The organism is Micromonospora sp. PLK6-60, from assembly GCF_019890675.1.
GTDB lineage: Bacteria > Actinomycetota > Actinomycetes > Mycobacteriales > Micromonosporaceae > Micromonospora.
Genome location: NZ_JAIOAA010000003.1, coordinates 151,636 through 174,596, shown reverse-complemented (window position 1 = coordinate 174,596; position 22,961 = coordinate 151,636). Strand labels below are relative to the sequence as shown.

Below are 22,961 nucleotides of genomic sequence, written 5' to 3'. Positions count from 1 at the left end.
CCGACACCGTAGGCGAAGCGGACCACTACAGCAGGGTGAGCTGCTCCGCCGCCGGCGGTGCGGGCTCGTCGTCGAGCCGTCGGTTGTCGCCCACCTCGGCCCGGTGCAGCCCGTGCCGGCGGGCCGCCATTCGCACCCGCGCGGTCAGCTCCCGCTGGTACGCCTGCGGCGCGTATGACCCGGCGCGGTAGAGCTCGCGGTAGCGGGGGACCAGGTGCGGGAACTCCCGGGCCAGCCAGTGCGCGTACCACTCGCGGGCGCCGGGGCGCAGGTGCAGCGCCAGCGGGGTCACGCTCGACGCCCCGGCCGTGGCGATCGCGGACACGGTGGCCTCGATCGACTCGTCGTTGTCGCTCAGGCCCGGCAGGATCGGCGCCATCAGCACGCCCACCTCGAAACCGGCGTCGGCGAAGGCGCGGACCGCGTCCAGCCGTCGCCCCGGGCTGGGCGTGCCCGGCTCCACGGACCGCCACAGCGCCTCGTCGACGAAACCCACCGAGAACGAGACGCCGACCCGGGCCACCTCGGCGGCCCGGCGCAGCAGCGGCAGGTCGCGCAGGATCAGCGTGCCCTTGGTGAGGATGGAGAACGGGTTGGCGAAGTCGCGCAGCGCCTCGATGATCGGCGGCATCAGCCGGTAGCGTCCCTCGGCGCGCTGGTAGCAGTCCACGTTGGTGCCCATCGCGATGTGCGCGCCGCGCCAGCGCGGCGCGGCCAGCTCGCGGCGGACCAACTCACCGGCGTTGACCTTGACGATCACCTTCCGGTCGAAGTCCTCCCCGGCGTTCAGGTCGAGGTAGGTGTGAGTGTTCCTCGCGAAACAGTAAACGCATTGATGGGAACAGCCCCGATATGGGTTTATCGTCCACTGGAACGGCACCCGGGACTCGCCGGGCACCCGGTTGATGATCGACTTGGCGCGCACCTCGTAGAAGGTCATCCCGGCGAAGCCGGGGGTGTCGAAGGTGCGCACGGTCGCGCCGGGCAGCGCCAGCGGCAGGGGTGGCGTCGCTGGCGCTGACCCGTCGGGATGCCCCTCGTCCGGGGGAGCGGAGAGGTTCTCCCAGCGCATGACCCCCATTCGAACACGTGTACGACATGAGTGCAAGTGACGCGCCGGACACCGGGCCCCGTGGCGCACCCGGCGGGTGGAGGATGGACCCATGGAGTCGACCTTCGTCTACGACGGCGACTGCGCCTTCTGCACCCGCTGCGCGCAGTTCATCGAGCGCCGGATCCCCACCACCGCCCGGGTGGTGCCCTGGCAGTTCGCCGACCTCGCCGCGCTGGGCCTGACCGAGGCGGAGTGCGAGGATGCGGTGCAGTGGGTCGGCGCCGACGGGTCCCGGGCTGCCGGCCCGGACGCCATCGCGAAGCTGCTCGGCGGCAGCGGCCGGCTCTGGCGGGTGGCCGGTGCGGGGCTGGGCCTCCCGCCGGTCCGGCTGGCCGCCTGGCCGGCGTACCGCTGGGTGGCCCGCAACCGGCACCGGCTGCCCGGCGGCACGGCCACCTGCGCGCTGCCGCAGGAGGCCCGGGAGCGGCTGTACGGCCCGACCGGCCAGCCCGCCCCCGACGCCTGACCGCGGCCCGGGTCCACCCCGCGCCCCTCAGGGCGTGACCGGACCCTCCGCGCACGTCACGGCGCGGCGGGGCCGACCGCCGGCGCCGGCCCGCTGAGCGCCTCCGGCTCCTCGGACCGGATGGCACCGGCCGGGGCGGCCACGCCTGCGGGTACGACCGCGCCGGCGGCGGGCTGCCGGCCGAGCAGCCCGCGCAGCCACCACACCGGACGGACCCGCTCCAGCGGCAGGAAGCTGGTCATCGCCACCAGGTGCGGGGCGAACGAGATGGTGATGGTGGCCATGGTGACCGCGTGGAACGAGTAGAAGAACCCGACGGTGGTCAGCCGCCAGCGCTCGGGCACCAGGAACACCACGGGGCTGAGCAGTTCGAAGGCGACGATGCCGAACTGGGCCAGGATCAGCAGGTGCGGCACCTGGGCGATCAGGTCGGCGAGGTCGGTGCCCCGGCGGATGATCGCGCGGGCCAGCGTCGAGCCGGTCAGCCAGTCCAGCCCGCCGAAGCGCAGCTTGGCCCAGGCGGCGAGGAAGTACGTACAGATCACGGCGAGCTGGGTGACCCGCAACGCCCAGCCGGCCGCCTCGCTGCGGGTCGGGTCGCCGTGTCGGGCCCGCCCGACCGTGGCCAGCGCGGCCAGCGCCACCAGCAGGCCGAACCGGTCGTGGTCGACCTTGCCGTAGCTCATCGCGATGATCATCCACTCGAGGTAGAGCGCGAAGACGCTCCAGCCGAGCAGCCGGGGGGCCCGGCCGGTGGCGGCCAGCAGCGCGAGCGCCAGCAGCACCCAGAAGATCACCGTGACCAGGGTTGGGGTGGGGGTGGGCAGATGCAGCAGCCGGCCGACGAGCAGCGGCCGGTACAGCTCGCCCGGCACGCTGGCGTGGGTGCGCACCCAGGGGGTGAAGAAGAGCAGGTCGCCGACGACGAAGAGGTGGATCAGGGTACGGAAGGCGGCGAGCCGGCCGAGCGGGACCGGCTCGGTCAGCCAGCGGGTCAGCCGGCTCACCGGATCTCCCAGCGGGCCACCGTCTCGTCGACGTACCTGCCGGTGGGGCGACCGTCGGAGATGCCGTGCCAGCGCACCACGATGCGTACCTCGGTCAGCGCCGGGCCGTCGGGGTGCCGTTCGGTGTACGCGTTCGCGACCTCGCTGAGCAGCTCCGGGTCGTTGCTGTAGCGGCTCTGCTGGCCCTCGATCTCGGCCCGCCGGATGCCGGTCGCGGCCTGGCCCAGCTCGATCACCCGGCCGGTGCGGTCGACCCCCTCGACCCGGGTGTCCGGGGCGGGCTCGTCGGGCGGGTTGCTGGTGGCGTACATCCGGAATGGCCCGAACGGGAAGTCGTCGTCGGAACCCCAGAGCGTGCCGGCGAGCACCACCGCGAGACCGACCGCGGTCGCACCCAGCCGAACCGCGCGCCCACGGCTGGTCAAGGTCTCCATCGGTTCGTGACGATACGGGATGACACCCCCCGAAGGGGGTCCTTCCGTCGTCCATTCGTCGCTGTCCGTGTCGCCAGTTCGGCGGTCCCCGCCCCGGGGCGTACGACGACTCCGGCCGGGTCCCGTGCGGGACCCGGCCGGGGTGTGTCGTTTCGGCTCAGTGCTTGTGTTCGGCCAGCTTCTTGCGGACGTCGTCCATGTCGAGTGCCTCGACCTGCTCGATCAGGTTCTCCAGCGCCGACTCGGGCAGGGCGCCCGGCTGGGCGAAGACGATCACACCGTCCCGGATCGCCATGATCGTGGGGATCGAGCGGATGTCGAACTTCGCGCCGAGTTCCTGCTGGGCCTCGGTGTCGACCTTGCCGAAGACGATCTGCGGATGCTTCTCCGAGGAACGCTCGTATACCGGAGCGAACCGCTTGCACGGGCCGCACCAGTCGGCCCAGAAGTCGACGAGCACGATCCCGTCGCGCTCGGTCACCTCGTCGAAGTTGGCCGTGGTCAACTCAACGGTAGCCATTGCAATCTCCGATCACCGCTTATCACCTACGTCCGGTGGAACGAGGTCCGGTCTCTCGGAATTCCCGGTGGGCGGTGGGCAAAACACCGGCCCTGGCCGGCCCGCTGCCGCATCGAGGATGGTCTGTGGAACCGGCCCCCTGCGGATCGCATGTGCAGCTCGCACTTGCGTGACCAACGGTGATGGGAGCGATTCCATAGAGATCGTCCGATTATCCGGCTACGAATCGGTAACTTCCACTCTGACAAGGCGCTATCAGGCTCATGGAGATCGCTCAGACGACAAAATCAAGTAACGGAGAGTAATGTAACAAAAAGGTAAATGTGATGTCGCTCTCTATCGATCCCGGGCCACGTACGGCAGAATCTTGAGCATCAGAGCGTGGGCGGCGGGTGCCGGGGAGGGCCCCGCCGCTCATTGCGTCTCCACCCGGATGCCCCGATGTCTCGCGGCGGCGCGGCCGGTGTGACTTTTCCGCCCCGCCAGCGCCCCCGGCATCGCCTTAACAAGCGGTAAGGCATGCTGTGCCGAACTCCATCGCCGCCCGTCGAAGGGGACCAGGATGCAGTTCGGCCGCTACTACGAGGAGTTCGAGGTCGGCGCGGTCTACCGGCACTGGCCGGGCAAGACCGTCACCGAGTACGACGACCACCTCTTCTGCCTGCTCACCATGAACCACCACCCGCTGCACATGGACGCCCACTACGCCGAGTCGGCGAGCCAGTTCAAGCGCAACGTGGTGGTCGGCAACTACATCTACTCCCTGCTGCTCGGCATGTCGGTGCCGGACGTCAGCGGCAAGGCGATCGCCAACCTGGAGATCGAGTCGCTGCGCCACGTCGCGCCGACCTTCCACGGCGACACCATCTACGGCGAGACCACCGTGCTGGACAAGCGCGAGTCCGCCTCGAAGCCCGACCGGGGAGTGGTCGCGGTGGAGACCCGCGGCTACAACCAGGACGGCACGCTGGTCTGCGTCTTCCGACGCAAGGTAATGGTCCCGAAACGGGAGTACGCGGCGGCGGCCGTCCCGGACGGCGTGGACCCGGAGCGGCCCAGCTTCCCCCAGCCCCGCTGAGCCACGCGTCGCGGCCAGGGTCCCGTCCTGCCCGGTGTCTGTCGCGGGAACGGGGCCCGTTCCGCCTTTCGGGGCATATGCTGACGCCGGAGGTTCCCATGAGCCACTCCCGCGCCGGAGAGCCGCCCGCCGCCGGCCGCCGTGCCGCTCCGCTGACCACCGCCGTCTACTCCGCCGCCGAGTGGGAGTTGCTGACCAGCCTGCCCGGCCGGGTGCTGGTCGCCGCCGCGGCACCCGGGCCGGGCCGCCCGCCGCGGGGGGTGGCCGCCGGCCTCGCCGGCCTCGACGCGGTGGCCGCCGGCCGGGCCTTCGACAGCGATCTGGTCCGCGCCGTGGTCGCCGCCATCTACGCCCGGCACGACGGGACCCAGCCGTCGGTCGAGCGCCTCGCCGACGTGGTGGACCTGCTGGCCGCCTGCCGCGCGGCCGTCCGCGTGCTGAGCCGCCGGGCGGACCCGGCCGACTCGGCCGCCTACCGGCAGTGGGTGCAGTCGGTGGCCGCGCGGGTCTGCCGCACCGGCGACGGAACGATCCCCGCCGACCGGCGCCTGCTCGACCGGCTCGCCGACGCGCTGAGCCTGCGCTGAGCCCGGCCGCCGGCAACCCTCGCGCGGACCGTACGCTCTGGAAACCGTGACCGACGACCAGTTCGACGTGGGGGTGGGCCCCTGGCCCGGCGACCCGCCCGACGACCCCCGGTACGACCCGGAGCTGCTCGCGGCGGGCGACCGGCGCAACGTGGTCGACCGCTACCGGTACTGGCGTCGGGAGGCCGTGGTGGCCGACCTGGACCGCCGCCGGCACGACTTCCACGTGGCGATCGAGAACTGGCAGCACGACTTCAACATCGGCACCGTGGTCCGCAACGCCAACGCCTTCCTCGCCGCCGAGGTGCACATCGTGGGGCGGCGGCGGTGGAACCGGCGCGGGGCCATGGTGACCGACCGCTACCAGCACGTCCGGCACCACCCGACGATCGAGGAGTTCGTCGCCTGGGCGGCGGGGGAGCGGCTGGCGGTGGTCGGGATCGACAACCTGCCCGGCTCGAAGCCGCTGGAGAGCAGCGTGCTGCCGCGCCGCTGCGTGCTGCTCTTCGGTCAGGAGGGGCCGGGGCTGTCCGAGCCGGCCCGGGCGGCCTGCGCCGAACTCTTCTCCATCGCCCAGTACGGCTCGACGCGCTCGATCAACGCCGGGGTGGCCAGCGGCATCGCCATGCACGCCTGGGTCCGCGCGTACGCCGGACCGCCGCCGGACTGAGTCGGCCCGCTCCGCTTGACGGGCGGGCGGGCCGGGGTGACCGTGGGGTGGTGACTGTCGCGGTGAGTTGTCCGAGGTGCGGTGGCCCGGTGCGGCCGCCGGACCTGATGCACAGTGGCTCGCGCTGTGCCCGCTGCGGACCGGTCCCCCCGCTGCACGTGCCCGAGCACATCGGCCCGGACATCGTGGCGAGCGTGGTGGAGCGGATCAGCGGCGCAGACGAGCCGGACGGGCCCCGCCCGCCGCTCTGGTGCCCGTGGCCGCTGCCTCCGAGCTGGACCCTGACCGGGGTGGCCTGGGCGGGGGACGAGGGCGCCGGGGTGCGGGCCACGGCGGTGGCCTGCGCCGGCCCGGCGCCGCTCGGCGGTGGGCCGGCCGACCTGGTCTTCGTCGCCGAGGAACCGGGCGTGGGGCTGGGCAGCCGGTTCGCCGGCACGGCCGGCCCGGACCCGGGTCCGGAGCTGGCGGAGGCGCTGGCCGAACCCGGGCGCGGCCACCCGGAACGGGTGGCCCACGCGAAGATCCGGGTCGCCGGCCATCCCACTCCACTTTGGCCGGTGAATTCCTCCACGAATCGAAGCGCGTACGCCGGCGAGGCTCGGGGAATGTGGCTCCATGCGATAGCCTGGCCGGCGAGCGCGGGTCACCTCCTCGCGGAAGAGGTCATGCTGCACGACCTTGCCGAGTGGACTCCGCCCGAGCTCGTGTACGGCGCACCATCTCCGTACCTGCACGGCGCGGCCTGAGGGCCGAACCGGGCGCGTCGGGGTCGATACGCAGATATTCACTGTACGAGACGATGCTGATACTCTGGGTGCCGCTGCGGTAAACGGACCCGGCGCCGCGCGAGAGGATGGCCCGCCATGGTCAAGAAGGTCCTCACCTGGGCCGGAATCGCATTCTTGATCTTCTTCGTCGCCTATCGACCCAACTCGGCGGCGGACGTGTTCAAGTCCCTCGGGGGCGGCATCATGGACATCGCCCAGGGCTTCGGCGACTTCTTCACCAGCCTCGTGGCCTAGCCGCCGATGGGAAGCCCCTCCGGACCACCGTTCGATCCCGACGACCCCGACCGGGAGCGCCGGGAGCGCGACACGGAGCCGATCCCGCGGCACCGCCCGGACGACGGGCCGGGCTACGGGTCGGGAGCCGGGCTGTCCGACGGCGCCTCCTTCTCGGACGACGTCGGCTACGGGCCGGGGCCGGGCTACGCGGGCGAGGGCCGCACCTGGGCCCGGGACCCGGACGAGCCGCCGGTCATCTCCGAGGAGGAGCTGGCCGGTCTGCGGGTGGACGCGTCCGGGATGCCGCTCGGCCCCCGCCGGGTGCTGCCCCTGGAGGACGAGCCCAGTTCCCTGGTTGCCCGCTACCTCTTCCCCACCGAGCGCTACCGGGGCGAGTGGAAGCGGCACTGGATCCACCTCACCACGCCGATCCTCATCGGCATCGGGGCGACCTTCGTCCTGGGCTACCTCTCCGGCTTCCTGGCCGGGCAGGACGTCGGGGCGCTCACCACGGTCGCGGTGCTGCTCTGGTTCGCGGTGATGGGCTGGGTGGCCTGGCGGGTCGCCGACTGGTGGTACGACCGGTTCATCCTGACCAACAAGCGGGTGATGGTGGTCAACGGCATCGTCACCCGCCGGGTCGCGATGATGCCACTGGTCCGGGTCACCGACATGAAATACGAGCAGTCCCCGACCGGCCGGGCGCTCAACTACGGCACCTTCGTGCTGGAGTCCGCCGGCCAGGAGCAGGCGCTGCGCGAGGTCAAGAACCTGCCCAACCCCAACGAGCTCTACCTGCGCGTGGTCGAGGAGATGTACGAGCCGCAGGCCGTCGAGGCGCGGCTGGGCAAGGAAGCGGACGAGGCCAAGGCCGACGACGGGGCGTGAAACTTTCCGACCGATGATCGGAGCAGTTCCACACCTTTTGCCGTCGACCCGGGCCGCCCGGCCGTGGCAGCCTTCCTCCAGGTACGGGGGCGAGGAGGTGAGCGGTGGCGGCGAGGGACCCGCTGGAGGAGGAGTTCCGCGAGTTCGTCGCGGCGCGCTCACCGGCCCTGCTGCGGACCGCCTACCTGCTCGCCGGTGACTGGGCGACGGCCGAGGACCTGCTGCAGACGGCGCTGACCAAGACCTACCTGGCCTGGAAGCGGCTCGGCGGGATCGAGGCCATCGAGCCGTACGCGCGGCGGGTGCTGGTCAACACGTCGACCAGCTGGTGGCGGCGGCGCTGGCACGGCGAACGCCCGACCGACGTGCTGCCCGAGCGGGCCGGCATCGACGAGATCGAGCAGCAGCTCGACCGGGACGTCCTCTGGCGGCACCTGACCGCCCTGCCGGCCCGGCAGCGCGCCGTGCTGGTGCTCCGCTTCTACGAGGACATGTCGGAGGCGCAGACCGCGGCCCTGCTGGAGATCTCCACGGGCACCGTCAAGAGCCAGACCTCCCGGGCCCTCGCCACCCTGCGTCGCCGCCTCGGCGAGTCCGCGGCGGCTGAGCTGGCCGAGCGGGAGTCGGCGGCACCGGCCGGCACCGCCCGCCGTACCCCCGAACGGTCGGCGCCGCCCACGGTCGGCCCGGACCCGCGTAGCCCCGAGCGGTCGGCGCCGCCGGCGGCCCGGCCGGACCCGCGTAGCCCCGAGCGGTCGGCGTCCCAAGCGGTCCGGCCGGCGAGCACGGCCCCGGCGCCCGTGCCGGCGTCCACCGTCCCGCCGCGCCCGGCCGGCCCCATCCGGAGGGCGGCCCCGGCGGGCCCGGCCCGGAGCGCGGCCCTGGCCGGCGGGACGGCGACCCCCTCCACGGTCGGCGCGGCCCGGGAGCTCCCGTGAACACCGGCCGCCCCGACGCCGACAACCGGACGGTCCCGCCGGAGCGTTCTACAGCCGTGGGGCAGGACGAGCTGGAGCGGGCGCTGCGGGAGATGCTCTCCCGGCAGGCGGGTGAGCGGCGGGCGCCCGGCGCCGCCGACCACGCCGACCTGGCCATCCGCCGCGCCAACCGGGGACGGCGGCGGCGCACGTTCGCCGGGACCGCGCTGGCCGCCGTCGCCACCGTCCTGGGCTCGGTGGGGCTGGGCCAGTTCGGCGGGCTGGCCGGCGGTCCGGCCGCGCCGGTCGTGGTGCTGGCCGACCCGGATCTCACCGCCGCGCCGACCTCGGCCGCCCCCCGTTCGACGGAGGCCGGCGGCACCGTCCGCGCCGAGGTCGACCTGATCATCGCGGGCAGTCTGCACGCGCGGGGCGGCTGGCGGGTGGACCTGGCCGGGCTCGGGCCGGTCGACCGGGCGCAGCGGGTGGCCGGCACCGACAGTTGGCTGGTGGCGGGCGCCCGGACGCTGGCCGGCCGGACGCTGTGGCTGGTACGCCGGGACACGCCCCCGCAGGTGCTGCTGGCCGGCGCCGAGTCGATCGTCTTCGCCCCCGACGGGCGGTACGTCGCCTGGCGGGAGGGGTCCCAGTTGGCCACCGCCATGCTGGTCGGCCACCGGCTGGTGGCGGTCAGCCGGGTCCCCGCGCCGGTCCGCGCGGCACCGGCCGGCTTCGTCGGCAACGCGGTCCTGGTCAGGTGGGACGAACGTGCCCCGGGCGTCACGGTGTGGCGCCCCGGCACCGGCCCGCTGACGGCCGGCGCGGACCGGCGCACCATCGCCGTCTACGGGGTGCTGCCGGACGGCCGGGTGGTCGGTCAGGTCGCGTCCGACCCGGGCGACCGGGCCTGCCTGGCGCTGCTCGACCCGAGCCGCGACCTGGCCCCGGTCCGCACCGACTGCGAGCTGAGGCTGCGCGCCGACGGGCGGGGCGGGGTGTCGCCGGACGGCCGCTGGCTGCTGGTGAACGGCGTGAAGGACGGCGCCGCCGGGGCGTACCTGGTGGACCTGGCCGCCCTCGGCCGGGTCGTCGCCCGACCTGCCGGCCCTGAGGTCACCGGCGACGTCGCCTGGGCGTCGCCGCAGGCCGCGGTGTACGTCGCCGGCGAAGGCGCGCTGAAACGGTTCCAGGTCGACGGGGTGCTCGCCGGCGAGCAGGCCACCGGTGACGTGGCCGCCGTGGCGCCGGCCGACCGTCCGGTGGTGGTGCCCGGCGAGGGCGGCTGACCGCCCGGTAGCGTCGGCCGATGACCCCGCGCATCGACCTGCACACGCACTCGACCGCCAGCGACGGCACGCTCACCCCGGCCGAGCTGGTCCGGGCCGCCGCCGACGCCGGGCTGGACGTCGTCGCGCTCACCGACCACGACACCACCGCCGGCTGGGACGCCGCGGCGCGGGCCCTGCCACCCGGCCGCACCCTGATCCGGGGTGCGGAGCTGTCCTGCCGGTGGCACGGGGCGGAGCCGGCGGTGCCGCTGCACCTGCTGGCGTACCTGTTCGACCCGGCGGAGCCGGAACTCGTCGCCGAGCTGGCCCGGGTCCGGCAGGCCCGGCGGGAGCGCGGGGAGCGCATCGTCCGGCTGCTCCAGGCCGACGGGATCGAGGTGAGCTGGCCGGAGATCCTCGCCGGGGCGGCCGGCGGGACGGTGGGCCGCCCGCACATCGCCGCCGCGCTGATCCGGGCCGGGCTGGTCGCCACCACCACCGAGGCGTTCGGGCCGGACTGGCTGGGCGAGCGGTACCGGCTGCCCAAGGACGACATCGACGTGTTCCGGGCGGTGGCGCTGGTCCGGGCCGCCGGCGGGGTGCCGGTCTTCGCCCACCCGCGGGCCACCCGGCGCGGCCGGATCGTGCCCGACGAGCTGATCGCCGAGCTGGCCGCCGCCGGGCTGGCCGGCCTGGAGGCCGACCACGAGGACCACTCCCCGGCCGAGCGGGCGCACGTGCGCGGGCTCGCCGCCGAGCTGGGCCTGCTGGTGACCGGCTCGTCGGACTTCCACGGCAGCCACAAGACGGTCCGGCTGGGCGCGCACACCACCGACCAGGAGGCGTACGAGCGGATCCTCGCCGAGGCCAGCGGGGTGACGCCGGTCATCTCGACCTGATCGAGCGGCACCCGCGCCGCTACCGTGTCCGGGTGGATGTCAAGCTCTTCGTCGAGGTCTTCGTGACCCTGTTGGTCATCGTCGACCCGCCGGGCATGATGCCCATCTTCCTCGCGCTGACCGGGCCGCTGGCCGCCCGGGACCGGAACCGGGCCGCGTGGCAGGCCGTGGCGCTCGCGCTCGGCGTGATCGTGATCTTCGCGGTGGCCGGCCAGACCCTGCTGGCCTACCTGCACGTCGACCTGCCCGCGTTGCAGGCCGCCGGCGGCCTGCTGCTGGTGCTTGTCGCGCTGGAACTGCTGACCGGCAAGGCCGACGACCCGAGCCAGCAGGTGACGTCGAACATCGCGCTGGTGCCGCTCGGCACGCCGCTGCTGGCCGGCCCGGGCGCGATCGTGGCGACCATGCTCTTCGTGCAGCGGGCCGACGGGCTCGGCGACTACTCGGCGATCGGCGCCGCCATCATCGCGGTGATGGTCGCGGTCTGGGTGGTGCTGCGCTTCTCCGGCGGCATCGTGAAGGTGCTGCGGCCCGGCGGCATCGAGGTGCTGACCCGGATCGCCGGCCTGCTGCTGGCCGCGATCGCGGTGCAGCTCATCGCCGACGCGGTCGCCGCCTTCGTGACCCAGTACATCAACACGGCCTGACGCCTCGGCGGGCCCGACCGGCCGGTGTCGGACCGGGGTGGCAGGATCGGCGGCGTGCGAGGATCCTCCCCTTCCGGGCGACCCACCGCCGGCACCCGGGCGCCCCGGCCCCGGGCCGAGCAGCCCGAGCAGCTCGGCTTCGAGGGCATGCCGGAGCGGCTGTTCGTCTGCACCCCGAGCAAACTCGGCGCGTACGAGGACTGCCCCCGCCGCTACCGCTACGCCTACGTCGACCGGCCCGCCCCGCCCAAGGGGCCGACGTGGGCGCACAACTCGCTCGGCGCCAGCGTGCACACCGCCCTGAAGAACTGGTATGCGCTGCCCGCCGACCGGCGCCGCCCCGAGGCGCTGCCGGCCCTGCTCAAGGGCACCTGGGTCCGCGAGGGCTACCGCGACGACGAGCAGGAGCGGGCGGCCTACCGGCGGGCGCTGGGCTGGCTGGAGTCCTACGTGGCGACCCTCGACCCGGCCGAGGATCCGCTCGGCGTCGAGCGGGTGGTGGCGGTCAAGACCGGGGTGCTGGCCTTCAACGGGCGCGCCGACCGGATCGACTCCCGCCCGGGCCCCGACGGGCCGGAGCTGGTGATCGTCGACTACAAGACCGGCCGCACCGGGCTGGACGCCGACGACGCGCGGGGCTCGCAGGCGCTGGCGCTCTACGCGTACGCGGCCGAGCGGACGTTCCGCCGGCCCTGCCGGCGGGTCGAGCTGCACCACCTGCCGACCGGCACGGTCGCCGGGCACGAGCACACCGCAGACTCGCTGGCCCGGCAGCTCGACCGGGCCGAGGCGACCGCGCGGGACATCATGGCCGCCGAGCGGGCGGTCGCCGAGGGCGCCGACCCCGACGAGTCCTTCCCGACCGTCGCGGGGCCGCGCTGCGGCTGGTGCGACTACCGCCGCAGCTGCCCCACCGGCGCCCAGACTCCCGGCAAGGAGCCCTGGTCGGCGGTCGCCGCCGCGACCTGACGGTCAGGCGGCGGCGGAGAGGCGGGCCGCCCGGGCCTTGGCGGCCTGCTGGAGCGGGCCCTCGCGATAGCGGCGGGGCAGGGCGGCCAGGGCGAGCCGGAGCGCGCGGACGCTGAGGTCCGCCGAGAGCGCGGTGGTCGGCAGCCCGAGCCCGCCGTACATCCGGCGGGCCCAGGCCGGCAGCAGCGCCAGGGCGGTGCCGGCGATCCCGAGGTACGCCCAGCGGGGCGGCCCCAGGTGCAGGCCGAGCTTGACCGGCAGGCTGACCTTCCACGGGATCGGCGGCGCGGTCAGGAAGAGCGCGGTCTCCGCCGCCTCCTTCGTCATCCGCAGCTCGGGCCGGACCCGGCGGTAGTAGTCGGCCACCTCGGCGGCGGTGCCCGGCACGTCGCCCGGGTCCAGGCCGACCAGGGCGGCCGAGCGCCGCTGCTCGGTGTAGTAGCGGTCCACCTCGGCGCCGGTGAGCGCAACCCCGGCGCGGCGGGCGGTGCTGAGGAACGACTCGACCTCGGTGACGTGCACCCAGCGCAGCAGGTCCGGCTCGTCGACCCGGAACACCTCGCCGGTGACCGGGTCGGTGGCCCGCAGCCGGGCGTGCAGCGCGCGTAGCCGGCGGCCGGCCGCCTCGACCTCGGCGGTGGTGCCGTACACGGTGGTGCCCACGTACTCGGCGGTGCGGACCAGCCGGCCCCACGCGTCGCGCCGGTAGTTGCTGTTCTGGGCCACCCCGGCCATCGCCCGGGGGTGCAGGGCCTGGAGATAGAGCGAGCGGAGGCCGGCGACGATCAGGATCGGTTCCTCGTGCAGCTTCCACGTGACCGATCCGGGACCGAACAGGCCGAGGTCATCGGAGTCCACCGACCAAGCGTGCCACGCCCCGCCGGCGCCGGCCCCCGGGAGCTGAACCGATCCGAGGGCCGGAGCGTGTAATCGGTCGACGGGGCACATCCGTCGTACGCTGCTCTTCGCGCCACCGCGCGTCGACCATCGGAGGTGCTGGTGTTCAGGGAGATTGCCGGTCTGCCCGGCCACGTGCTGATCGTGCACGCCGTGGTGGTGCTGGTGCCGTTGCTGGCGCTGCTCTCGGTGGCGTACGGGGTGCTGCCCCGCTGGCGGTCCCGGCTGGGCTGGGCGGTGGCCGCGCTGGCCGTGCTGAGCCCGATCTTCGCCTTCGTGGCCACCGAGTCCGGCGAGGCGTTCCAGGAGGTGCTGGAGGAGCGCGGCTACCCGGCCGACGCCCTTCAGAAGATCCACGAGCACGCCGAGTACGGCGAGGACCTGCGCCTGTACGTGGTCGGGTTGGCCGTCGCCGCGCTGGTGCTGCTGGTGCTGACCAGCGGCCACCCCCGGGTGCCCCGGCTGCCCGGGTTCGTCGTGCCGGCGGTGACCGTGGTGGTGATCGTGCTGGCGGCCCTGTCGCTGCTCTACGCCTACTGGACCGGGGACTCCGGCGCCCAGTCGGTCTGGGGCAACACGCTCTAGACCCCGGGCGGTGGCCCGTCCGCGCGCCGGGGTCAGCCGCGCAGGAACGCCCGGGAGCAGAGCAGGCAGAGCAGCGCGAGCAGCACCACGCCGGCCGCCGCGCCCAGCACCCAGGTGACCCGCTGGGCCTGCTGCTCGTCGGCGTCGATCGCCGCCATGTCCTGCGGTGGCAGCCGCCGGGGCGGGGTGCCCTGCACGTGCACCGGCGGTCGCCAGTCGGGCGGGGGTGGGGTGGTCGCGGGCGGCCCGGCGTACCCGCCCGGCCCGGTGCCGGGGCCCGCCGGCCCGCCGGTCGCCGCGCCGGGGGTGCCGGCGGCGGTCGGGTCCGGCCGCCGCCAGTAGTCGTCGTCGGGGCTGGCGCCGCTGGGGGTCGTCACGCCGTCCGACGCTACCAACGCCGCCCCCGCACCGCCCGATCCGCGCCGCCGCCGCCCCCTGGGAGGGGCCGAGGTGCGGCATGCGGGGGTGTAGACGCGCCGCGAAGGGCGCGGGTGCGGAATGTCGGGGTGTAGGCGCACCGCGCCGGGCGAGGCGCGGGCTAGGCTTGCTCCTCGTGAGCCCCGAACACTCCGGTACGCCGGTCCGCGGCGACGACCATCCTGCCGTCGCCCACGGCGACGACGACCGCGTCGTCGACTTGGGCGACGACTTCGTGGTGCTGCCCGAGCAGACGGCCGACGACACCGACCGGGGCTGGGGCGAGCGGGCCGGCGGCAACGACGACTGGTTGCTGGCCGAGCGCCCGCCGCACTGGGACTAGGGCCTGTTTCGCGAGGCCGGCCAGTCCTTGTCAAACGCGGACTGAGCCGGTCAACCGCGCACCACGACGGCGAAGCGGCTGCCCTCCGGCTGGCCGACGGCGCGCCGGGCCTGCTCCGGGGTGAGCGCGAGATAGAGCGCCGAGGAGCCGTCCGCCACGTCCGCGCCCACCACGTCGAGCACCCGGGCGCCGGCCGCGACCAGCACCGTCTCGGCGGTCCGCCCGCCGGCGGGCACCACCAGCAGATCCACCCGGGCGCCCGGCCGGAGCACCGCCAGCGCGGCCGGCTCGGCCAACCGGACCGGTACGCCCACCGCGCCGGGCGGCAACGGCAGCGCGCCGCCGGGGGACAGTGGTGCTCCGGTGGCCGGTGCGCCGCCGGTGGTGGCGGGGGCCGCCGGTCGCACCCTGGTGGCGGTGGGTGGGCAGCCGGCCGGTGTCTTCAGCACCGCCGCCGCCAGCCCGAGCAGGGCGGCCACCAGCGCGATCCGCACCAGGGTGCCGCCCCGGGGCAGCCGTGGGCGGCGGGCCGGACGCAGCGGATCCGCTTTGCCGCCCATGCCGTCCTCCCGCCCGCGCCGCCCATCGGGAGCGCCGCTGCCCCGGTGGCAGGTTAGGGGCGCAGCGGCCGGTGGGGCGCGGCACGGCGCCGGCCTGTGGACAACCGGGGCGGCCTGTGGACAACGCCCGCGCCGCCCGGCGATCTGCTATGCACGCCGAGGGCCGGGCGGGCGGTTGTCCGTCTGCTTCGCGCCCGTCGAGCGCCCGGGCGGCGAGGGCGGTCAGACAGCGGCGGTCAGACAGCGGCGGTCAGGAGCCGGCGGTGCTGGCGGCCGGGGCCTTACCGGTCGAGCCGCCGCCGGACGAGCCGCCCGAGGACGAGCCGGAGCCGCCGGTGGACGGGCTCGACGAGCCGCCGCCCGAGGCGCCGGACGACGTCGAGGAGCCGCCGGACGAGTCCGACTTGGCCCCGCCGGTGGCCGGGGTGCCCTTGCTCTCCGAGCCGGACGAGCGGGAGTCCGTCCGATAGAAGCCGGAGCCCTTGAACACCACCCCGACCGAGTTGAAGACCTTGCGCAGCCGCCCCTCACACGCCGGGCACTCGGTCAGCGGGTCGTCCGAGAACGACTGCACCGCCTCGAGCTGGTGGCCGCACGTCGTGCAGGCGTACTGGTACGTGGGCACGTTCTCCTCCGGATCGTGGATCGGCTGCTTGGCACTCGCACTATTCGAGTGCCAATGTTGCGTCATCGGACCCGGGTTCGTCCAGCGGAAGTGCCGGGAGCGACACCGGACCGGGTGCCAGCGGGCGCAGCCCGCCCGTCGGGGTGATCACCGCCCGCACCGGGCGGTCGTGCGGCTCGCCGGGCACCCACTCGACCAGTTCACCGTCGTGCAGCAGGGCCACGGTGAGCGCCGCCGCCGGCACCCGGGCCAGCGCCCGGTCGTAGGAGCCGCCGCCGCGGCCCAGCCGGATCCCGCGCCGGTCCACCGCCAGCGCCGGCACCACCACCAGCCGCGCCGTCGAGACCGCCGCGACGCCGAGCCGGGGACCGGCCGGCTCGCGCAGCCCGCGGCCCGCCGCCACCAGCGAGCCGGCACCGGTGTACCGGGCCCAGTCCAGGTCCAGGTCGTCGCGGAGCACCGGCAGCAGCAACTCGGCCCCCGCCGGCAGCGCCGCCCGCAGCACCGCCGGCAGGTCCGGCCCGCCGGGCTCCGAGCCGACCGGGACGTACGCCGTCATCCGCGCCGGCCGCAGCCGGCGGACCAGGGCGGCCAGGGCGACCTGCACCCGCGCGGCGGCGGCGGTCCGGTGCGCCGGGTCCAGCCGGTGGCGGTGGGCGAGCCTGTCGACCCGCGCCCGCCGCTTCGCCTCGTGGGCCGGTTCCGCTCCATCAGAAAAATCCGGCACGCAACACTCCTGACGCAACGTGGGCCTACCGGTCGCCCTGTGTCAGCATCGCAGCATCGGGCGGAACTTCCGGGGGGAAGCGTGACGCTACGCGGGCGACTGACCGCCGCCTTCCTCGCGGTGGTGCTCGGCCCGGTGCTGCTCGGTGCCTTCTTCATCGGGTCCACGCTGACCGCCCTGGACCGGAGCCGGGCCACCGAGCGGCTGGGCCTCGCCGCGGCGGCCGCCCGGACCTCCGTGGACGCCCTCTGCCAGCAACTGCGGGCCGCCGCCGACGCGGTCGCCCTGCACGCCGACCCGGCCGGCCGCTCCGCCGCGGCGGAGCAGTTGGTCGGCCGGGGGCTGGCCGCCGCCGTGACGGTCACCGACGTGACCGGCCGGACCACGTACGCCACCGCGGGCGCGCCCCCGACACCCTGGCGGGACTGCGCGGGCGGCCCGGCCGCCACCGACGGGGTGCCGGCGCTCGCCGCCCGGGTGGAGCTGCGCGACCGGGCCGGCGCCGCGCTCGGCACGGTGGCCGCCGCCCAGCCGGTCGACGCCGGGTTCCTGGCCCGGCTGGGCGCGGCGACCGGGGCGGGGGTCACCCTGCTCGACGGCGGCCCCGGCCGGGCCGCGCGGACCACCGAGCCCCCCGACGTACGCGACGCGGTGCTCGCCGCCGCGCCGGCCACGGTCGGGGACCGGGTCGTCGAGACCACCGACGGCCGGTACGTGCGCCGGGTCGGCCCGTCCGCCGACCAGCCGCTACCGCTGGTGCTCTCGGTGCCCGGCGAACGCCCGCCGGGCCTGTGGGCCGCGCTGGCCGGTGCGGTGTTGCTCGCCGCCCTGCTGGCCGTGCTGGTGGCCGGGCGGCTGGCCCGGGTCACCACCCGGCCGCTGGTCGAGCTGGCCGGCGCGGTGGACCGGGTGGCGCGCGGCGACCTGACCGCCCGGGTGCCGGTGCGCACCCGCGACGAGCTCGGCCGGCTGGCCGGCGCGTTCAACCGGATGGCCCGGGAGACCGGCACCTACGTGGCGGCGCTGACCAGCAGCCGGGACCAGCTGCGCGGGCACCTGGGGGTGCTCGGCGACACCCTGGCCAGCACCCACGACCTGCAACGGATCCTGCGGCTGATCCTGCACAGCGCGATCGCCGCCACCGGCGCCCGGGCCGGCGCGGTGCTGCTGCTCGACGGCGGCGGGGAGCTGGTCGGGCAGTGCGCCGAGGGCCTGGACGGGCGGTGGCTGCGGGCCGAGCCGGCCGCGCTGCGGGTGCCGGTGGGCGCCGGGGTGCTCGGCGCGGTCGCCGCCACCGGGGTGCCCCGGCGCGGCCGGTGGGAGCCGGACGCCGCGTCCGCCGGGGAGCCGCGCTGTGCGACGTACGTGGCGGTGCCGTTCGCCGCACCGGGCGGGACGGACCCGGTGGGCCGGGGCGGCGCGGACCCGGCGGGCCACCCACCGGAGGGCGGCCCGGGTGGGACGCTCGGCGTGCTGGCCCTCTACGACCGGCTCGGCGGCGAGGAGTTCGACGACGACGACCTGGGCACGCTGCGCACCTTCGCCGGGCACGCGGCGGTGGCGGTGGACAACGTGCGGGTCCACGAGGAGGCCCAGCGGCTCTCCCTCACCGACCCGTTGACCGGCCTGTGGAACCGCCGCTACCTGCGCGAGTCGCTGCGGCGGGAGGTGGAGCGGGCCAGCCGGTTCGGCCGGATGCTCAGCGTCCTCGCGCTGGACCTGGACCGGTTCAAGGCGGTCAACGACACCTGGGGGCACGCGGCCGGTGACACGGTGCTGGCCGAGTTCGCCCGCCGGGTACGCGGCGAGATCCGCGAGGTGGACCTGGCCTTCCGGCAGGGCGGCGAGGAGTTCGTGCTGCTGCTGCCGGAGACCGACGCCCGGGGCGCGGCGATCGTCGCCGAGCGGCTCGGGGCGGTGGTCCGGGACCGCCCGGTCCCGGTCGACGGGCAGTCCGGCGCGCCGGTGCCGGTGCCGGTGACCGTCTCCATCGGCATCGCCGTCTATCCGGACCACGCCACCACGGGCCAGCGGGTGCTGGCCGCCGCGGACGACGCGCTCTACGCCGCCAAGGCGGCCGGCCGGGACACCTACCGGGTGGCGGAGCCGCGGCCCCGACCGCTGACCGAGGAGATCGCCGTGCCGGCGGGGGCGGCGAGCCCGGCGGACGGCCTGCCCCGGGCCGGTGCGGCCGAACCCGGTACGGCCCGCAGCGATCCCGCCCACGCGGCGCCGGCGCCGTCACCGGGCGGCGCGTCTTCCGGTCCTCACCCGCCGCGGCAGAGCCGTGGCCGATAGTCTCGCGACATGTCGGAGCACTCAGCGAACCCCTCAGCGGCCACCGGCCGTCCCCGTGCGGTCAAGGCCGTCATCCCGGCCGCCGGGCTGGCCACCCGGTTCCTCCCGGCCACCAAGGCGGTGCCGAAGGAGCTGCTGCCGGTGGTCGACCGGCCGGTCCTGCAGTACATCGTCGAGGAGGCCACCCAGGCCGGCATCACCGACGTGCTGCTGATCACCGGCCGGGGCAAGACGTCGATGGTGGACCACTTCGACCGCCGCCCCGACCTGGAGGAGCGGCTCGCCAAGAAGCCGGAGCTGCTGGCCGAGGTCAAGCGCACCGAGGAACTGGCCGCGATCTACACCTGCCGGCAGCCGGAGCAGCTCGGCCTGGGCCACGCCGTCGGGTACGCCGAGTCGCACGTCGGCGACGCGCCCTTCGCGGTGCTGCTGGGTGACGAGTTCGTCAAGCCGGCCGAGCCGCTGCTGCCGGCCATGTTGGAGCTACAGGCCCGCACCGGCGGTGTGGTGCTCGCGTTCTTCGAGGTCGACCCCGCCGAGACCAGCCGTTACGGCATCGCCTCGGTCGAGCCGGCCGAGTCGGAATACGCCGACATCGCCGAGGTCGTCAAGGTCACCGGGATGGTGGAGAAGCCCAGCCCGGAGGAGGCGCCCAGCAACCTGGCCGTCCTCGGCCGGTACGTGCTCCCGGGGCGGATCTTCGACGCGATCCGGCGCACCGAGCCGGGCAGCGGCGGCGAGATCCAGCTCACCGACGCGATGGAGCTGCTGCGCACCGAGGGGGTCCCGGTGCACGCCATCGTCTACCGGGGCACCCGCTACGACACCGGCATGCCGCTCGGCTACCTGCAGACCGTGGTGCAGATCGCCGCCGAGCGCGAGGACCTGGGCGCCGAGTTCCGCAAGTGGCTCGCCGAGTTCGTCAACTCCGACGCGTCCGGCGGTGCCAATACATGACCGCGACGGCCGACGCCGAGGCGGCCGCGAACGAGTTGACGCCGCTCGCCGACTACCTGGGCAGTGTGCTGCGCAGGTTACGCGCGCTGCCTCCGCTCGACCTCGACCTCACCCAGGCGTACGGCAACGTCCTCGCCGAGGACGTCGTCGCGCCGCACTCGTTTCCCGCCTTCGACCAGGCGGCGGTGGACGGGTACGCGGCCCGCTGGGAGGACATCTCCGGGGGGAGCCGGGGGCCCGGCTACGTCCCGGCCCCCTCCGGAGCGCCCGGCGGGCGCAGCATCCGGCTCAACGTGGTCGGCGACCTGGGCGCGGCGAGCTGGCGGCCGGTCCGGCTCACCCCCGGCTCGTGCTTCTCGGTGGCCGCCGGGGCGCCGCTGCCGGCCGGCGCCGACGTGGTCGTCCCGGTGGAGTGGACCGACCAGGGCATGGCCGCGGTGGAGATCTTCCGCGCCCCCAAGCGGGGGTACGGCCTGCGCCGCGCCGGTGAGGAGTTGTCCGCCGGCACCCTGCTCGCCCGCGCCGGCACGTACGTGTCGCCGGCGCTGGTGGCCGTTCTCGCCGCCACCGGCATCGGCCACGTGGTGGTCCGGCCCAGCCCGCGGGTGGTCATCGTGGCCACCGGCGACGAACTCGTCGACGTGGGCCGGGGCAGCCAGCCCGGCCAGGTGGTGGACGCCAACTCGCACGCGCTGACCGCCGCCGCCGCCGAGGTGGGCGCGCTGGCCTACCGGGTGGGGATCTGCGACGACGACCCGGAGGGGCTGCGCGGCCTGCTGGAGGACCAGACCCTGCGGGCCGACCTGATCATCACCACCGGCGGCACCGGCACCGGCCCGGGCGACATGGTCCGCCGGATCCTGTCCCGCCGGGAGGGCACCCGCGCCGGGCCGGTGACCTTCACCGAGGTGGCCCTCTATCCCGGTACGGCCCTCGGATTCGGTACGGTCGGCGCCGAGGAGGTGCCGGTGGTCTGTCTTCCCGGTGATCCCGGTGCGGCGCTGATCGGCTTCGAGGTGCTGGCCCGGCCGGCGATCAACCTGCTGGCCGGCGCGGAACCGGTGTTCCGCCCCAGCGTGCGGGCGCACCTGCTGGAGACCATCACCTCGCCCGTCGGGCTGCGCGAGTTCCGGCCCGCCCACGTGGCCGAGCGGCGCGGCGGCGGCTACACCGTCCAGCCGCTGCCCGGCGGCCCGTTCACGCTGTCCGGGTTGGCCGAGGCGAACGGGCTGATGGTGCTCGGCGAGCGGGTCAACACGGCGGCGGCCGGTTCCACGGTGGACGTGCTCCTGCTGGACCGTCGCCGGTGAGCGCGAGGAGTGAGCTTGCGAGCCCCGCAGTCGTGAGCGGAAGGCCCGCTCGGTGAGTGTGTTGCGGCGGCCGCCGGGGTGGCCGGTGGTGCTCGCCGACGGGCCGGTGCTGCTGCGCCCGTACCGGCGGTCGGACGCGGCGGCCTGGTCGGAGGTGCGCCGGGCCAACGAGGCGTGGCTCTCCCCCTGGGAGTCGCACCTGCCGGGCACCTGGGCCGAGATGAACTCGCCGGCCGCGTTCCGCTACGTCCGGCGGGACCAGCACCGTTCGGCGCGTACCGGCGAGGGGATGCCGTTCGCGGTCTGCCTGCGCGAGGGCGGGCGGGAGCGGTTGGTCGGGCACCTGAACGTGGGCAGCATCGTGCGCCGCGCGTTCTGCTCCGGATACGTCGGCTACTGGGTGGACTCCCGGGTCGCCGGCCGGGGCGTCATCCCGACCGCGATGGCGCTCGCCGTCGACCACGCGTTCGGCCCGGGCGGGCTGCACCGGGTCGAGGTGAACATCCGGCCGGAGAACGGTCCGTCCCGGCGGGTGGTGGAGAAGCTGGGCTTCCGCGAGGAGTCGTACCACGTGCGGTACATGCACATCGACGGCGCCTGGCGTGACCACATCGGATACGCGATGACCAGCGAGGAAATCGCCGCCGAGGGCGGCCTGCTGGCCCGCTGGCACCGGGTACGCCACGGCGGGGCGTGACGCGTTCCCGCACGCCACGCCCGGCGCGGCGCGCTGCCAACCGGGTCGGTGGCCCGTAACCTCAAGTAACTGCAAGCTATGGCAAGCGCTGCCTGCCCGTACGATCTGCGCCGTAAACGACGGTCAGTGGAAGAAGTTGCGGCCGAGTGGTGCTCGCCCCGAATTTCGGTGACGGGAGGGGTGAGGGTGCCGACCTCGGTGCTCCTCGCCGTCCTCGCCGCCGCCGGTCTGCTCGCCCTCGCTCCGGCGCTGGTCCGCCGGTACGACGCCACCGAGCGGCTGGTGGCGGAGCGGGCGCAGTCGACGGCGCGGGTGCTCCAGCGCCGCCGGCGGCGCCGTACTGTCCCGGGTCGCCGGCCGGTCAATCCGTCGCGTACCCTTGTCGTCACACTCAGTGAAGATGCCGCCACCGGCGGTCTCTCCGCGCCGGTCTCGGGGCCGCCGGCCCCGCGCCGGCCGAGCCGGCTGCGGGCGGTGCCGACGGACGACCGGCGGTCCCGTCGACGGAACCCGCCGCGGCGGCGTCCGCACACCCCGGCGATCTACCGCCGGCGGCGGGTGCTGGCCGCGCTGCTGCTGCTCAACTTCGTCGAGCTGATCGGCGTGATCGCCGTCGGGCCCGGCTTCTGGATCAGCGTGACGGTCACCGGCACCCTGCTGCTGGTCTACGTCGGCCACCTGCGCAGCCGGGCACTGACCGAGCGGCGCCGGCGGCGGGCGCAGGCCCGGGAGGCCGCCTGGCTGGCCGCCCGACAGGCCGAGGTGCGCCGCGAACAGGCCCGCCGCGCCGCCGCCCGCCGGGAGGCGCAGCGCCGGCTGGCCGCCCAGCGCGAGGCGGTCCGGCGTACGGCGATGGGGCTGGACCGGCCGACGGACCTGCCGGCGGCGGCCAACGGCGGCTCGGTCTCCTACCGCCGGGCCGGCGGCCTGCGCGGGCGGGCCTACGAGGCCGGCCGGGGCTCGCACAGCGCCTGAGCCTCGGCGAGCCCCTCCGGCGGGCAAGATCCGGCATTCGGTGGGGCGATTCGCACGGCGGGTCGGTGACCTGTTAGCCTTGTCGCCGGCCCGCCCGGTGAA

At 75.1% G+C, this 22,961-nt stretch carries 28 protein-coding genes; 19 read left to right on the top strand and 9 right to left on the bottom strand.

Features of this window, described 5'->3' with window-relative positions:
- Window positions 1–25: 25 nt before the first annotated feature.
- A complete protein-coding gene (locus K7640_RS07085; protein ID WP_222953908.1) occupies window positions 26–1,072 on the bottom strand; it encodes an Rv2578c family radical SAM protein in 1,047 nt (348 codons plus the stop codon).
- Between the two features lie 91 nt (window positions 1,073–1,163).
- Here K7640_RS07085 and K7640_RS07080 point away from each other — a divergent pair, with 91 nt between their 5' ends.
- Window positions 1,164–1,580 (top strand): thiol-disulfide oxidoreductase DCC family protein, encoded by a 417-nt coding sequence (locus K7640_RS07080; RefSeq protein ID WP_222953907.1) that lies wholly within the window; start codon window positions 1,164–1,166, stop codon window positions 1,578–1,580.
- Between the two features lie 56 nt (window positions 1,581–1,636).
- Here K7640_RS07080 and K7640_RS07075 read toward each other — a convergent pair whose 3' ends face one another.
- The 3 genes from K7640_RS07075 to trxA form a co-directional block, all read right to left on the bottom strand.
- Entirely contained in the window at window positions 1,637–2,578 is a 942-nt protein-coding gene (locus K7640_RS07075) for an HTTM domain-containing protein (protein ID WP_222954326.1), read from the bottom strand.
- A gap of 5 nt (window positions 2,579–2,583) precedes the next feature.
- The gene (locus tag K7640_RS07070; protein ID WP_222953906.1) at window positions 2,584–3,021 is read right to left on the bottom strand and encodes a hypothetical protein; all 438 of its coding nucleotides are present in this window, start codon (window positions 3,019–3,021) and stop codon (window positions 2,584–2,586) included.
- Window positions 3,022–3,178: 157 nt separating this feature from the next.
- Window positions 3,179–3,541, bottom strand: coding sequence for a thioredoxin (trxA, locus tag K7640_RS07065; RefSeq protein WP_222953905.1), 363 nt, complete (start codon window positions 3,539–3,541; stop codon window positions 3,179–3,181).
- Between the two features lie 562 nt (window positions 3,542–4,103).
- On the opposite strand from trxA, the gene K7640_RS07060 reads away from it, so the two are divergent.
- The 11 genes from K7640_RS07060 to K7640_RS07010 all read left to right on the top strand — a co-directional run bounded on the left by K7640_RS07060 (window position 4,104) and on the right by K7640_RS07010 (window position 12,468).
- On the top strand, window positions 4,104–4,619 hold the full coding sequence (locus K7640_RS07060) for a MaoC family dehydratase (protein WP_222953904.1): 516 nt from the start codon (window positions 4,104–4,106) through the stop codon (window positions 4,617–4,619).
- 98 nt (window positions 4,620–4,717) lie between these two features.
- Window positions 4,718–5,206: a hypothetical protein gene (locus tag K7640_RS07055; protein ID WP_222953903.1), complete on the top strand. Its 489-nt coding sequence runs from the start codon at window positions 4,718–4,720 to the stop codon at window positions 5,204–5,206.
- A 46-nt stretch (window positions 5,207–5,252) separates the two neighbouring features.
- Window positions 5,253–5,876: an RNA methyltransferase gene (locus K7640_RS07050; RefSeq protein WP_222953902.1), complete on the top strand. Its 624-nt coding sequence runs from the start codon at window positions 5,253–5,255 to the stop codon at window positions 5,874–5,876.
- 47 nt (window positions 5,877–5,923) lie between these two features.
- On the top strand, window positions 5,924–6,622 hold the full coding sequence (locus K7640_RS07045) for a DUF6758 family protein (RefSeq protein ID WP_374198064.1): 699 nt from the start codon (window positions 5,924–5,926) through the stop codon (window positions 6,620–6,622).
- Between the two features lie 117 nt (window positions 6,623–6,739).
- Window positions 6,740–6,898, top strand: a complete 159-nt coding sequence (locus tag K7640_RS07040) for a hypothetical protein (RefSeq protein WP_007455302.1) — start codon at window positions 6,740–6,742, stop codon at window positions 6,896–6,898.
- Between the two features lie 6 nt (window positions 6,899–6,904).
- Window positions 6,905–7,768, top strand: a complete 864-nt coding sequence (locus K7640_RS07035; protein ID WP_222953901.1) for a PH domain-containing protein — start codon at window positions 6,905–6,907, stop codon at window positions 7,766–7,768.
- Between the two features lie 104 nt (window positions 7,769–7,872).
- Window positions 7,873–8,706, top strand: coding sequence for a SigE family RNA polymerase sigma factor (locus tag K7640_RS07030; protein WP_222953900.1), 834 nt, complete (start codon window positions 7,873–7,875; stop codon window positions 8,704–8,706).
- Window positions 8,703–9,971 carry a hypothetical protein gene (locus tag K7640_RS07025; protein ID WP_222953899.1) on the top strand — a complete coding sequence of 423 codons (1,269 nt, stop codon included), beginning with the start codon at window positions 8,703–8,705 and terminating at the stop codon, window positions 9,969–9,971. Before K7640_RS07030 ends, K7640_RS07025 begins: the two co-directional genes overlap by 4 nt.
- A 20-nt stretch (window positions 9,972–9,991) precedes the next feature.
- A complete protein-coding gene (locus K7640_RS07020) occupies window positions 9,992–10,852 on the top strand; it encodes a PHP domain-containing protein (RefSeq protein ID WP_222953898.1) in 861 nt (286 codons plus the stop codon).
- A 32-nt stretch (window positions 10,853–10,884) separates the two neighbouring features.
- Window positions 10,885–11,499, top strand: coding sequence for a MarC family protein (locus K7640_RS07015; RefSeq protein ID WP_222953897.1), 615 nt, complete (start codon window positions 10,885–10,887; stop codon window positions 11,497–11,499).
- A 147-nt stretch (window positions 11,500–11,646) separates the two neighbouring features.
- Window positions 11,647–12,468, top strand: coding sequence for a PD-(D/E)XK nuclease family protein (locus K7640_RS07010; protein WP_255608453.1), 822 nt, complete (start codon window positions 11,647–11,649; stop codon window positions 12,466–12,468).
- A gap of 3 nt (window positions 12,469–12,471) precedes the next feature.
- Here the strand turns inward: K7640_RS07010 and K7640_RS07005 are convergent, their stop codons facing one another.
- On the bottom strand, window positions 12,472–13,326 hold the full coding sequence (locus K7640_RS07005; protein ID WP_222953895.1) for an oxygenase MpaB family protein: 855 nt from the start codon (window positions 13,324–13,326) through the stop codon (window positions 12,472–12,474).
- Between the two features lie 141 nt (window positions 13,327–13,467).
- On the opposite strand from K7640_RS07005, the gene K7640_RS07000 reads away from it, so the two are divergent.
- Window positions 13,468–13,950: a DUF2231 domain-containing protein gene (locus K7640_RS07000; protein WP_222953894.1), complete on the top strand. Its 483-nt coding sequence runs from the start codon at window positions 13,468–13,470 to the stop codon at window positions 13,948–13,950.
- Between the two features lie 32 nt (window positions 13,951–13,982).
- On the opposite strand, the gene K7640_RS06995 is transcribed toward K7640_RS07000, so the two are convergent.
- Window positions 13,983–14,327, bottom strand: coding sequence for a hypothetical protein (locus K7640_RS06995; protein WP_222953893.1), 345 nt, complete (start codon window positions 14,325–14,327; stop codon window positions 13,983–13,985).
- A gap of 176 nt (window positions 14,328–14,503) precedes the next feature.
- Between K7640_RS06995 and K7640_RS06990 the strand changes: the two genes are divergently transcribed.
- Window positions 14,504–14,710 carry a hypothetical protein gene (locus tag K7640_RS06990; RefSeq protein WP_222954380.1) on the top strand — a complete coding sequence of 69 codons (207 nt, stop codon included), beginning with the start codon at window positions 14,504–14,506 and terminating at the stop codon, window positions 14,708–14,710.
- A 50-nt stretch (window positions 14,711–14,760) separates the two neighbouring features.
- Here the strand turns inward: K7640_RS06990 and K7640_RS06985 are convergent, their stop codons facing one another.
- The 3 genes from K7640_RS06985 to K7640_RS06975 form a co-directional block, all read right to left on the bottom strand.
- Complete coding sequence (locus tag K7640_RS06985; protein ID WP_222953892.1) at window positions 14,761–15,270, bottom strand: flagellar biosynthesis protein FlgA; 510 nt, start codon at window positions 15,268–15,270, stop codon at window positions 14,761–14,763.
- 250 nt (window positions 15,271–15,520) lie between these two features.
- On the bottom strand, window positions 15,521–15,895 hold the full coding sequence (locus tag K7640_RS06980) for an FmdB family zinc ribbon protein (RefSeq protein ID WP_222953891.1): 375 nt from the start codon (window positions 15,893–15,895) through the stop codon (window positions 15,521–15,523).
- 40 nt (window positions 15,896–15,935) lie between these two features.
- Complete coding sequence (locus K7640_RS06975; RefSeq protein WP_222953890.1) at window positions 15,936–16,622, bottom strand: 5-formyltetrahydrofolate cyclo-ligase; 687 nt, start codon at window positions 16,620–16,622, stop codon at window positions 15,936–15,938.
- Between the two features lie 81 nt (window positions 16,623–16,703).
- Here K7640_RS06975 and K7640_RS06970 point away from each other — a divergent pair, with 81 nt between their 5' ends.
- From K7640_RS06970 to K7640_RS06950, 5 genes are all read left to right on the top strand, one after another.
- A complete protein-coding gene (locus K7640_RS06970) occupies window positions 16,704–18,920 on the top strand; it encodes a diguanylate cyclase (protein WP_222953889.1) in 2,217 nt (738 codons plus the stop codon).
- A 9-nt stretch (window positions 18,921–18,929) separates the two neighbouring features.
- Entirely contained in the window at window positions 18,930–19,877 is a 948-nt protein-coding gene (locus K7640_RS06965) for a UTP--glucose-1-phosphate uridylyltransferase (protein WP_222953888.1), read from the top strand.
- Complete coding sequence (gene glp, locus K7640_RS06960; protein ID WP_222953887.1) at window positions 19,874–21,187, top strand: gephyrin-like molybdotransferase Glp; 1,314 nt, start codon at window positions 19,874–19,876, stop codon at window positions 21,185–21,187. Before K7640_RS06965 ends, glp begins: the two co-directional genes overlap by 4 nt.
- A 52-nt stretch (window positions 21,188–21,239) precedes the next feature.
- On the top strand, window positions 21,240–21,884 hold the full coding sequence (locus K7640_RS06955) for a GNAT family N-acetyltransferase (RefSeq protein WP_222953886.1): 645 nt from the start codon (window positions 21,240–21,242) through the stop codon (window positions 21,882–21,884).
- Window positions 21,885–22,064: 180 nt separating this feature from the next.
- Window positions 22,065–22,859, top strand: coding sequence for a hypothetical protein (locus K7640_RS06950; RefSeq protein WP_222953885.1), 795 nt, complete (start codon window positions 22,065–22,067; stop codon window positions 22,857–22,859).
- Window positions 22,860–22,961: the final 102 nt, after the last annotated feature.